Raw genomic sequence first — 11,824 nt, 5'->3', positions numbered from 1 at the left:
CTTTCCTAAACTTCGGGCGGTCATTGCTTCACGTAGCGCCCAGGCGCTTGTTCTAGGGGAGGGTATTCGGCATTGCCCATCCGCGTGATGGCGGGCCGGAGCTCGCCGGCATGCCCGGCCAGCCAGGCGAACCAATCGACCCACCAACTACCTGCGTGTTGTTGAGCGCTTTGTAGCCAGTCGTCAGCAATCGGCGTGATGTGCTCGTTTACCCAGTAATGGCGTTTGTTGCTTGCTGGTGGGTTAATCACTCCGGCGATGTGGCCAGAAGATCCGAGGACGAAGCGTTTCGATCCCCCAAGAAGAGCCGTGCTGGCATAGGCACTGCGCCATGGGACTATGTGGTCATCGTGGGTTCCGAGGAGGTAGGCTGGCGCCTCTATGGAGCGCAGATCCAGCTTGACCCCGCACAGCTCCAGCTCGCCCGACTTGAGGTCGTTCTGCAGGTAGGTGTGGCGCAGATACCAGCAGTACATGGGGCCAGGTAGGTTGGTACTGTCGTTGTTCCAGAACAGCAGATCTAGGGCGCGTGGTTTCTGTCCCTTGAGGTACTTGTCGACGTTGTAGTTCCACCACAGCTCGTTGGGCCGCAGCAGGGAGAAGGTGTTGCCCATATCCTCTCCGCGGAACAGGCCACATTTACCACCATGGCCACCGATGGTGCGCTCGCGGTAGGCCACCAGTTGCTCATCGACAAAGACACTGATCGGCCCGGTATCAAGGTAGTCGAGGAAGGTGGCGAACAGGCTCAGACTGGCAATGTCGTGGTCGCCCCTCGCAGCCAGCACTGCCAACGCGCAGCTCAGCAGGGTGCCGCCGATGCAGAAGCCCAGGCAGTTCAGATGACGCTCGCCACTGATGACCCGGGTAGTGCGTAGGGCGCTGATCACTCCGTCCTGGATGATCTGCTCCCAGGTGATGTCAGCCTGTTTCTGGGTGAAGTTGCGCCAGGACATCAGGAATACCGGGTGACCCTGTTCCAGCAGATGGCGAACCAGAGAATTTTCCGGGCTGAGGTCGAGGATGTAGTACTTGTTGATGGCCGGCGGGACGATAAATATTGGCCTCTGGTACTGTGTATCGGTGAGCGGCAGGTATTGGATCAACTGGAACAGCGGAGTTTCCAGCACCACCTCACCGGGAGTGACGGCGAGATTCACGCCAACTTCGAAGTCGCCTCGGTCGCATTGACGCAACTTGCCTTCTTGTAGGTCTCCGGCCAGATGCAATAGACCACTGAGCAGGCTGGCCCCCTGGGTTTCCACCAGGCATTTCAGGGCATCGGGATTGCTCAGCAGGAAGTTGCTCGGGGCGCTTGCGGCGATTGCCTGCTCGATCAGGTAGCGCAGACGCTGACGTGGCTTCTCTTCTTTGATGGTGAGCAGCTCCAGCAATTTCAGCAGAAATCCGGAATTCAGCAGGTAGAAGGCGGCCATGGAACCGAACAACGGTTCACTCCAGTTGCCACTAGCGAAACGCCGGTCGTCGAAGTCGAACGGTTGACGGGCCAGCAGTTGCTGGCCAAGCGCTGTCCATTGTTGCTGGTAGTCAACCTGCAATTGTTCCAACGCTTCGGGGGAGACATTGAACCACTGGCTTTGGTCATGCCCGTTGAACCAAGAGTTTTGCGCTACGTACAGGCGCAGTTGCTGTAGGGCGAAGCTGGTGATGAAAGGCGCCTGTCCTGACCAGTAGTGAGCGAAAGAATGTGAATTGTTCATGTTCATGGTTTGTCCAAGAAAATGAAAAAAGGCCGCGCCCGGCAAAGGGCACGGTGCGATCATTTCGGGGAATACCCTCACCGCCATCCAGGCGGTGAGGGTGCAGGGGAGCTCGCCCGATAGATCCGCGAAATCGTTAGTCAGCGTTCAATGGCCAGCGCCACGCCCTGGCCGCCGCCGATGCACAGCGTCGCCAGGCCTTTCTTGGCATCGCGGCGGATCATCTCGTGCAGCAGGCTGACCAGCACGCGGCAGCCGGAGGCGCCGATCGGGTGGCCAAGGGCGATGGCGCCGCCGTTGACGTTGACCTTGGCGGCATCCCAGCCCAGCTCCTGACCAACGGCCAGTGCCTGGACGGCGAAGGCTTCGTTGGCTTCGATCAGGTCTAGCTCGTTCAGGCTCCAGCCGGCTTTGTCCAGGCAGTGGCGGCTGGCCGAGACCGGGGCGATACCCATGATCGCCGGATCGACGCCTGCGTTGGCATAGGCGCTGATTTTCGCCAGCACCGACAGGCCCAGCGCTTTGGCCTTGGCTGCGCTCATCAGCAGCACGGCGGCGGCGCCATCGTTGAGGCTGGAGGCATTGCCGGCGGTAACGCTGCCGTCCTTCTTGAACGCCGGCTTGAGTTTGGCCAGCGACTCGGCGGTGGTGCCGGCACGCGGCTGCTCGTCACGGGCGAAGGCGATTGGATCGCCCTTGCGCTGCGGGATCAGCACCGGGGTTATCTCGGCGTCGAAACGACCAGCTTCGATGGCGGCCACGGCCTTCTGCTGCGAGGCGGCGGCAAAGGCGTCCTGGGCTTCACGGCTGATGCCGTACTTGTCCACCAGGTTCTCGGCGGTGATGCCCATGTGGTAATCGTTGAAGGCATCCCACAGGCCATCGACGATCATGCTGTCGAGCATCTGCGCATGGCCCATGCGCAGGCCGGTGCGGGCTTTGGGCAGCACGTAGGGCGACAGGCTCATGTTCTCCATGCCGCCGGCAATGATCACCTCGGCATCGCCGCAACGGATAGCCTGGGCAGCCAGGTGCAGGGCCTTGAGGCCCGAGCCGCAGACCTTGTTCAGGGTCATCGCAGGAACGACGTGGGGCAGGCCGGCGCGAATCACAGCCTGGCGTGCGGGGTTCTGTCCGGACGCGGCAGTGAGCACCTGGCCGAGGATCACTTCATCGACCTGGGCAGCATCGAGGCCGGTCTGCTCGAGCAGGCGCCGGATGACGATGGCGCCGAGTTCCGGTGCCGGAATCTCGGCCAGGCTGCCTTGGAAGCTACCGATGGCGGTGCGGGTTGCAGCGACGATAACGACGTCGATCATCTGGAATGCCTCATGTTATGACTAGTCGATTGCGCATCACTGCATATTCATGCCGCCGTTCACCGAGAAGTCGGCGCCGGTGGCATAGGCGGATTGATCAGAGGCTAGCCAGGCTACGATCGAGGCAATTTCCTCAGGCTGGCCGAGGCGACCGACGGGGATTCCGGCAATCATGCCTTCAAGGATGTCTGGGCGAATTGCCGCAGTCATATCTGTCTTGATATAGCCAGGGGAAACCGTATTGACGGTCACGCCCTTGCCACTCACTTCTCGGGCCAAAGCCATGCTGAAACCATGGGTACCGGCTTTGGCTGCAGAGTAGTTGGTCTGGCCGAACTGACCCCGCTGTCCATTGATCGAGGATATGTTGATGACACGCCCCCAGCCCTTGGTCAGCATGCTCTCGATGACCTGACGGGTTGTGTTGAACAGGCCGGTGAGGTTGGTATCGATCACTGCTTTCCAGTTTTCGGGAGGCATCTTGCGTAGCGTACCGTCTCGGGTGATCCCCGCATTGTTGACCAGTACATCAATCGGGCCGACATTTTCGCGCACCATCTCAAAAGCCTGGCGGGTGCTGTCCCAGTCGGTGATGTCGCAGTCGATGCAGTGGAAGTGGAAGCCAGCCTCTAATTGCTTCGCCATCCAAGAGGCTTTGCGGCTTGAGTAGGGGCTGCAACTCACCACTACGGTGAAACCATCCTGGTGCAGGCGCTGGCTGATCGCTGTGCCGATGCCGCCCATGCCGCCGGTGACCAGTGCTATACGTGTCGAATTACTCGAAGTAGCCACTGACCATGCCTCCTTAATCGAAGCCTTGATATTTTGGTCAAGCTTCCGGTGCTTCACGGGCAGGAACAATGTTTCTGGGTGACGCTGGGTTGTCCTTGCGCGCCAATTCTGTCGCGTTTTGACAGTGGTTCGGCCTGGTCTTGATCTGGATCAGGAAGAATGCCTTGCGGGCCTCTAATATGCGTATTTCACGGCGATCAATCGTTTGCCTTTCGGCTGGGAACGGGCGCAGAGGGATGCTATGTACAGGATCAGTTCCAGTTACGTCGGGATGCTGGTGGCTATGCTGCAGGCGGAGGGACTGGATGCGGTGCGTTTGTGTCGTGAGGCAGGAATCGATATGTGTTTGCTGGCACAGGAGGATGCGTTCTTCACGCGCGCTAGCGCCTATCGACTGATGGCGCTGGCCGAGTTGGATTCGGACAATCCGAATCTCGGCCTCAAGGCTGCCGTGCATTTCAAACCTGGCAGTTTCCAGTTGGTGGGCTACGTGATGATGTCCAGTGCCAACCTGAAACAGGCTCTGGAGCATTTTGTGCGTTTTCACTTGCTACTTGGCAATGGTGTCACTCTCGCACTGTCTCCTGAGCAAGGCGGGCGTCTGCGTTTGACATGTTTGGAGCATCCTGAAGAGGGCTGTCCCAGAAATCGAGCGTTTGAGGATGCCGGTGCCGCTGCCCTGTTGGGTTTTTGCCGTTGGCTGATGGGGGGAGGGCTGCCGCAACCGCTGCAATTCGATTTTGTCCATGACGAGCCGGGTAATCTCCCTGAATATCAGCAGTTATTCGGGTGTTCGTTACGTTTCGGTGCCCAGCACACTAGTGTCCTGTTCGACCAGCAAGAATTGTTGCGCCCGTTGAGCACGGCCAATGAGGCGCTTGCGTTGTTACATAAGCGCTTCGCCGAGTTTCGTCTGGGGCAGTTGGGTGGTGTCTCCTTGGGGGGGCGCGTGCGTGGCCTGATAATCGAGCGCCTGGGTCAGGAAGGATGCGACATGGAGTCGATCGGACTGGCTCTTTGCATGAGCAAGCGTACCCTGCAGCGAGGCCTGGAAAAGGAAGGGCTGAAGTTCAAGGACATTCTCGGTGATGTTCGCCGGCAGTCGGCCGATTATTACCTGTGCCGCAGCTCATACAGTCTGACCCAGGTGGCCGAGTACCTGGGGTTCCACGATCAGAGCAGTTTCCACAAGGCCTGCCTGCGCTGGTTCGGGAGGTCTCCGGGTCGATACCGGCTGGACGAAGGCGAGCAGAGTACGCCCCATGAGGATGTCTCAGATGCCGCTCATCAGGCTGATGATCAGTGCATTGACGATATCGATGAAGAAGCCGCAGACCAGCGGAACGATAATGAACGCCTGGTGCGCGGCTCCGTAGCGCTGAGTAACTGCCGTCATGTTGACGATGGCCGTTGCAGTTGAACCCAGGGCGATGCCGCCGAAGCCGGCGGCTATCACGCTGGCTTCGTAGTTGCGGCCCATACAACGGAAAACCAGCAATACGGTATAGAGGATCGTCAATGTTATCTGCAATGTCAGGGCTGTGACGACGAAGACCAGAACACCGCCTAACTGCCACAACTGCAGTCCCATCAGCGCCATGACTAGAAACATACCCAGGCAGATATCGGATATCAGCGCCAACCCTTGGCCGGCTCCGCTCCAGTGCTTGATGCGTTGACCGCCGATGGCTGCTTGCAACAGGTTACGAATGACGATCCCGGCCAACAGGCAACTGACAAACGAGGGGAGGGTGATTCCGCTGTTGAGCAGCAGCAAGTTGAAGCCGTGGCCCAACATCAGCGTCATGTTCAACCACATCCAGGCCCACAGGATGTCGTAATGGCTGATGGGGGCGGAGATGTCTGCCGAGGTTGCTGGTACTCCAACTTCCAGGTCTGAATCGCGAGAGGGGGTTAAGGCGTGGCGGCGTATCAGGTAGTTAGCGATCGGCCCGCCGATACAGCACGCTGCGATCAACCCCACTGTGTTACTGGCAATACCTAGCTCCATGGCATTTTCGATGCCCAATTGCTCGGTGAACAGCGGTGCCCAGGCCAGGGTGGTACCGACGCCGCCGGTGAGCGAGATCGAGCCGAGCATCAGGCCGGCTCTGGGATCCAGGCCGAAACCGCTGGCCACGCCCATACTCAGCAGGTTCTGCAAGACGATGAACACGCTGGCGAGTACCAGCAGAATTAGCAGCGGGCGGCCACCCTTGACCAGGTTGCGGATATCCGACTTCAACCCGATGCCTGCGAAGAAGTAGAGCAGCAGTACATCGCGTACCTCCAGGTCGAAGACCACTTCGATATCCAGTATGTAGAACAGAACGGCGGTAACAGCGGCACAAAGGAAGCCACCGAGCACTGGTTCTGGAATGCTGTAGCGGCCTAGTGGTTCGTAACGCTGTGCGAGCCTCTTGCCCGCGAACAGCAGCATGATCGCCAGAGTAAAACTGACCAGCCCCTCAACGAGAAAGGTATTGTCCTGCATGAAGAGTCCTTGCGGTTAGCCGAGGATGTTCAGGCCGCCATCGACGAAGTGGACGCCGCCAGTTTGGCCCTGACTGGCATTACTGACCAGCCATGCGCACAGACCGCCGACTTCTTCCAAGCTGACTAGGCGGCGCAGGGGCGCGCGATGGGTAGAGGTTTGCAGCAGGTGATCAAAGTCTTTCAGCCCGGATGCTGCTCGAGTCGGCATGGGGCCGGGGGAAATGGCATGCACGCGGATGTTGTGTGGCCCCAGCTCGGTGGCCAGGTAGCGCACACTTGATTCCAGGGCGGCTTTGACTGGGCCCATCAGTGCGTATCCTTCGATCGTTACCTGGGCTCCCAAGTAACTCATGGTTACCAGACTGCCGCCCTGGGGCATCAACGGCTCGGCCAGGTGCGCCATGCGGATGAAGGAGTGGCAGGAAATGTCCATGGCCTGCTGAAAGCCGCTGCTGGAACTGTCCAGCAGGCGGCCGCGGATTTCCTCTTTGGGTGCGCTGGCCAGGCAGTGTACGACGAAGTCCAGTGATCCCCATTGCTCTGTAATGTGCTCGAATAGAGCCTCTAGCTCGCCGGGTCGGGTGACGTCCAGCGGCATCCGCACGCTGGCTTGCACCTGTTGCGCCAGGGGCTCGACATGCGCCCTGGCTTTCTCATTCAGCCAGGTGATGGCCAGTTCCGCGCCCATTTCATGTAGCGCTTGGGCACAGCCCCAGGCGATCGAATGGGTGTTTGCGATGCCTACCACCAGGCCGCGCTTGCCAGCCAGGGACAGACTTTCTTTGATGCTCATGGGTGTTGCTCCTGATACAGGTGCCAGCTATGGCGCGCGATGATGCTCTCTTCGTCGGTGGGGATGACCCATACTGATCGGGTGCTGGATGTACCGGATATAAGCTCGGCGTTGCGTCGGTTCGCCGTGTCGTCTAGCTGCAGCCCGAAGAGCGGCGCGAGATGCTGTAGTACCTGGGCACGCAGCTCAGCATCCTTCTCGCCGATACCGGCCGTGAATACCAGTGCGTCCAGTCCGCCCAGGCATGTGGCAAGCCGACCGACTTCCTGGGCGATACGGTAGGCGTAGTAGTCGATGGCCAGGGCCGCGCGCGGCTCGTTGCTGGCGCGTAGCTTGCGCATGTCGCTGCTGACCCCGGATATGCCGAGCAGGCCGGATTGTCTGTACAGCAGTTTTTCCAGCTCATCAACAGATATGCCTTGCCCCAGCAGGTACAGCAATACGCCTGGATCCACGGCGCCGCAGCGGCTTCCCATGGGTAAGCCGTCGAGAGCACTAAAACCTGTTGTCATTTCGATGCTGCGGCCAGCTTCGATAGCGCAAAGGCTGGAACCATTGCCTAGGTGAGCGATGACCAGCTTGCCAGTAGCGAGCTCCGGTGTTTTGTCGATTAGGCGCTGGCTGACGTATTCGAAGGACAGGCCATGAAAGCCGTAACGGCGTACGCCCTGTTCGTATAGCGCGTAGGGCAAGCCGAAGAGTTGACTGATTTCATTGCGTCCAGCATGGAAAGCCGTGTCGAAGCAGGCGATCTGGGGCAGTTGAGGGTCGTGCTCGAGCGCGGCATGGATTGCCGCGAGGTTGTGCGGTTGATGCAGTGGTGCCAGAGGCTCCAGCGTCTTCAGACGTGCCAGTGTAGTGTGATCCACGCGCACCGGTGCGCTGAAATCCATGCCCCCGTGCACCACACGATGGCCGATCAGCACCGGTGGGCGATCCTGTAGGCCTTCTTCAAGGACACGATAGATCTGCTGGAAGGCCGCCTGCATATTGGCAATCTGTTCCGGCTCGAAACTCGTGTCCTGCATTATCGTTCCGTCGGCCATGACGACCTGTAGACGTGGCGCCACGCCAATCCCGTCCAGCTTTCCGCGCGCCAGCAAGCGAGGTTGATCTTCGCCCCGGCGACCGGAGAATAGGCCGGTCTTAATGCTCGAAGAGCCTGCGTTGACGGTGACGATGAGTTCGTCCTGAACAGGGCTCATACAGGTATCCCCAGGCGAGCGCGCCGTGCTTCGGCAAGTAGCACGGCCAGCCCACAACTGGCGATGCGCGCTCTTGGACTGTCAGCGCGGCTGGTGAAAACAATAGGTACTCGGGCGCCAAGGACGATGCCAGCAGCTTCGGCTCCGGCTAGATAGATCAGCTGCTTGGCGAGGATGTTGCCCGCTTCCATGTCCGGTACCAGCAGGATGTCCGGGTCGCCGGCGACTTCTGAGTGGATACCCTTGACCCGCGCGGCTTCGGCGTTGATCGCATTGTCGAAGGCCAGTGGCCCGTCGAGCAGCGCGCCGTCGATCTGTCCGCGCCGGGACATGACCACCAGTGCGGCGGCCTCCAGGGTTGAAGGCAGCTTGGCGGTGACGGTTTCCACCGCCGACAGCAGCGCCACCTTGGGCTGTTCGATGCCGAGAGCGTGCAGCATCTGGATCACATTGCGGCAGATGTCGGCCTTGTCTTCCAGGCCGGGGAAGATGTTGACCGCCGCGTCGGTGACGAACAGCGGCTTGTGGTAGCTGGGCACGCTCATGGCGAACACATGGCTGAGGCGCCGTTCCGTGCGCAGACCGTTTTCGCGGTCGGCCACGGCATGCAGCAGTTCATCGCTGTGCAGGCTGCCTTTCATCAGCAACTCGCCACGGCCTTGGCGGATCAGGGCGACACCACGCTCGGCGGCGGCGTGGCTGTGTGGCACGTCCTCCACGGTCAGCCCGTCGATATCCAGACCGGCTTCGCTGGCGGTTGCCGCAATCTTCTGGCGCGGGCCAACCAGAATCGGTGTGATCAGCCCGGCCTGGGTGGCCTCCAGCGCCCCGCGTAGCGCGTTCGCCTCGCAAGGATGCACGACGATGGTGGGCAGCGGGCCAATCTCGGCGCAGCGGTTCAGCAGCGCCTGGTAGTGATCCAAGCTCATTCGGCGTTGCCTCCCTTGTCCGGGCTCGCGAGGCCAGGTGCGGGCGCGGAGCGGGTTGCCTTGATGCGTGCTGGTTTTTCCGGCGCGGCCACTGGGCTCCTGCTCCGGGTCGCTGCCGGGGGCGGGCTGGCATCAGTCTGTGCCTGCGCCTTGGCAGGCCGGGCGGCATTTTTCTTCCTTGGTCGCGTGGCGGCCTTGGACGTAGGGGCGTCCGCCTCGGGGAGGCGCAGGCTTGCCTGGATTTGCTCTGGCGGGCTGTCCACCGTGATGAGTGGCACGGATGGTTGGGCGAAATCCGGCAATGGGTGTTCGAGCAGATCATGCAACCGACGCCAAAGATCACCCACGGCACCCTCGGCGTACAGCAACTCAGGCACGAGGTGCGTGGCGGCTGTCAGGACGACTTCACGCTGGCTGGCCTTGGCTAGCAAAAGGGGCAAGGTGTTCAGGCTTTCCTCGGGGTGGGCGAAGACCAGTAGATCCTGCAGGCGGACGCTGTCACGTACGGCGAGAGGGTCGATGCCGAGCTGTTGCGAGAGCGTGCGAGCGCGCTGGGCGAGCTCTTCGATGCGTTCTTTGCCGAACCTGCCGCTGGCACGTGCGAGCAGGCAGAAAATGCGAATGAGCGCTTCCCGCTCCCCACCCTGGAGAAGCGAGTCGTGCAGATGCTCGATCAGAGCCTTGTCCCGTTGTTCTATGTGGCTCTGTTGCGAGCGCGGTGCTTGCCCTCCGGTCAGGGTGCTCAGCCCGCCGTAGAAGCTGTGGAAGAGCAACTCCTGGGATGCATCGCGGATGTCGCGATAACCATCGAGCTGGGCCTCGATGACGCTGGAGAATACCTCTTGCCAGGCAAGCAGGGGGTTGTTGGGGGATGCCGGGCGGCGATTGGTGCGGGTCAGGGCCGCGCTTCCCGCCAGCCACCAGAGGGCTGGATTGAGGCTGCTCCAGACGATCTGCTGCTGGTGAAATGGGTGGCTCTTGCGCAGGGATTCGGCGAGTGGTTCGTTGATCGCCCTGCGCATCCAGGGCCGCACGAACCAGTCGTAAAGCGTGCTGTTGAGTCCGGAGACGCGGTCGACCAGGGCGAATTCACGCTCGTCGCTTCGGCCATCTTCATCGTGGGCGAGAATATCGGCGATACGCCGGGACTCGAAATGTACCTGATACGCCTGGTCACCACTGGGGGATGCCGGTAGATCGTCGATCATCAACTCGTACAGGCCAGGCGACAGCAGGGCGATGGCATCGATGGCGCCGAGCAGCTGCCGGTGTTCGCGCCGGGCGACCTTGCCGGAGACGAAGATGCCCAGGTGGCCGATGCTGGCATGCTGCAGGTAGACGATGGTGCGCCCGGCGCTACGCAGTGCCAGGTCGCTGGGGTAGACGTCAGCTATCCAGTTCAGCGCCTGTTGCGGCGGGGTGATGTTGTCGCCATACGAGCAGAACACTACCACGGGGGCCTCGATGCGTTTCAGGTCGATGCTGCTCCTGCCCCCGGAACCGCCGGTCAGGCGGTTGCCGATGAACAGATCGTCGACGATCACTTCGATCTCCTCGCTGTTGAGTAGGGTAGGGCTGCCCCACCAGCGTTCGAAATCGAGAAAGCGCGAGGTCTCGGTGTCGACGTCGCGGAACAGGTTGTAGTACTTGCTCCAGTAAGTGTTGGCCGGGTTCAGGCTCTCGAAGTTGCTGACCAGCCAGGTGCCGTCGAAGCGGCCGTTGCCCAGGTCGCTGCCCAGGCGGGTCATCCAGGCGCCGCCGAGCAGGCCGCCGGCATAGCGCATCGGGTTGCGCCCGTTGACGCCGGCCCAGTAGGACAGCGGCGCACCGTTGACGATCACCAGGCCCGGCAGTTCCGGACGTGCCGCCGCCAGGCCCATCAGCGCCCAGCCGGCCTGGCAGTTGCCGATCACCACCGGCTTGCCGGCCTCGGGATGGCGCGCGCTGACCGTTTCGATATAGCGGGCTTCGGCCTCGGCGATGTCGAGCAGGGTCTGGCCGGGCGCGGGGGCATGGCTGAAGGCGATGAAATAGGTCGGATGCCCGGCGCGCAGGCTTTCGCCAATTTCGGAGTCTTGCTTGAAGCCGCCGATGCCGGCGCCATGACCGCCGCGCGGATCGATGACGATGACCGGCTGACGCGTGGCATCGCTTGGCTGGTCAGCCGTTGGAAGGATGCGCAGCAGGGAATAGTTGACCGGATGAGGCAGGTCGTGGCCGTCGATCAGCACCTCGTAGGGAAACTTGAGCAGCAGGGGATAGCCGGCGCGCTCGTGGGCCAGGGTATTGTCGCCACGCTGGCGCAGTGCATCCCAGAACAGCAGGCCGCGTTGCCCGCAGTCGACCAGGTATTCCCAGCAGTCTCCCGGGCTGGGGGCACGCAGGCGACCTTCGTTGAGGGGCGCGAGCAGGGCCGCATGGCGTTGGCCGAAGGCATCGAGCATAAGCTTGCCGTGCAACTGCTGCAGACGGCTGAGGTGTTCGAACAGATTATGGAATGAGGAAAAGCTGTCTTCTCGCTTCGCAAAAAAACTTTCCTGGCTCATGAGCATTTCCTATCTCGGTGGCG

Annotated in this window: 8 protein-coding genes and 1 pseudogene; 1 reads left to right on the top strand and 8 read right to left on the bottom strand. The window is 61.1% G+C overall.

Annotation, left to right across the window (positions count from 1 at the left end):
• Nucleotides 1–20: 20 nt before the first annotated feature.
• The 3 genes from phaC to phbB form a co-directional block, all read right to left on the bottom strand.
• Nucleotides 21–1,721: a class I poly(R)-hydroxyalkanoic acid synthase gene (phaC, locus tag N5J71_RS19195; RefSeq protein WP_011911904.1), complete on the bottom strand. Its 1,701-nt coding sequence runs from the start codon at nucleotides 1,719–1,721 to the stop codon at nucleotides 21–23.
• 140 nt (nucleotides 1,722–1,861) lie between these two features.
• The gene (locus tag N5J71_RS19190; RefSeq protein WP_003464250.1) at nucleotides 1,862–3,040 is read right to left on the bottom strand and encodes an acetyl-CoA C-acetyltransferase; all 1,179 of its coding nucleotides are present in this window, start codon (nucleotides 3,038–3,040) and stop codon (nucleotides 1,862–1,864) included.
• A 36-nt stretch (nucleotides 3,041–3,076) separates the two neighbouring features.
• On the bottom strand, nucleotides 3,077–3,832 hold the full coding sequence (phbB, locus tag N5J71_RS19185) for an acetoacetyl-CoA reductase (RefSeq protein WP_279917429.1): 756 nt from the start codon (nucleotides 3,830–3,832) through the stop codon (nucleotides 3,077–3,079).
• Nucleotides 3,833–4,073: 241 nt separating this feature from the next.
• Between phbB and N5J71_RS19180 the strand changes: the two are divergent.
• Nucleotides 4,074–5,054 (top strand): annotated as a pseudogene (locus N5J71_RS19180) (AraC family transcriptional regulator); the annotation flags it as partial.
• 51 nt (nucleotides 5,055–5,105) lie between these two features.
• Here the strand turns inward: N5J71_RS19180 and gltS are convergent.
• The 5 genes from gltS to N5J71_RS19155 are packed head-to-tail and all read right to left on the bottom strand — an operon-like array spanning nucleotide 5,106 to nucleotide 11,801.
• Nucleotides 5,106–6,326: a sodium/glutamate symporter gene (gltS, locus tag N5J71_RS19175; protein WP_010563430.1), complete on the bottom strand. Its 1,221-nt coding sequence runs from the start codon at nucleotides 6,324–6,326 to the stop codon at nucleotides 5,106–5,108.
• Between the two features lie 15 nt (nucleotides 6,327–6,341).
• Nucleotides 6,342–7,121, bottom strand: a complete 780-nt coding sequence (gene fabI / locus N5J71_RS19170; protein ID WP_257598226.1) for an enoyl-ACP reductase FabI — start codon at nucleotides 7,119–7,121, stop codon at nucleotides 6,342–6,344.
• Nucleotides 7,118–8,326, bottom strand: a complete 1,209-nt coding sequence (locus tag N5J71_RS19165) for an acetate/propionate family kinase (RefSeq protein ID WP_003464233.1) — start codon at nucleotides 8,324–8,326, stop codon at nucleotides 7,118–7,120. Before N5J71_RS19165 ends, fabI begins: the two co-directional genes overlap by 4 nt.
• Nucleotides 8,323–9,255: a phosphate acetyltransferase gene (locus N5J71_RS19160; protein WP_003464230.1), complete on the bottom strand. Its 933-nt coding sequence runs from the start codon at nucleotides 9,253–9,255 to the stop codon at nucleotides 8,323–8,325. Before N5J71_RS19160 ends, N5J71_RS19165 begins: the two co-directional genes overlap by 4 nt.
• Entirely contained in the window at nucleotides 9,252–11,801 is a 2,550-nt protein-coding gene (locus N5J71_RS19155; protein ID WP_279917428.1) for a DUF3141 domain-containing protein, read from the bottom strand. Before N5J71_RS19155 ends, N5J71_RS19160 begins: the two co-directional genes overlap by 4 nt.
• Between the last annotated feature and the right edge of the window lie 23 nt (nucleotides 11,802–11,824).

The organism is Ectopseudomonas oleovorans (assembly GCF_029845265.1).
GTDB lineage: Bacteria > Pseudomonadota > Gammaproteobacteria > Pseudomonadales > Pseudomonadaceae > Aquipseudomonas > Aquipseudomonas oleovorans.
This window is presented reverse-complemented; position numbering and strand designations above follow the sequence as displayed.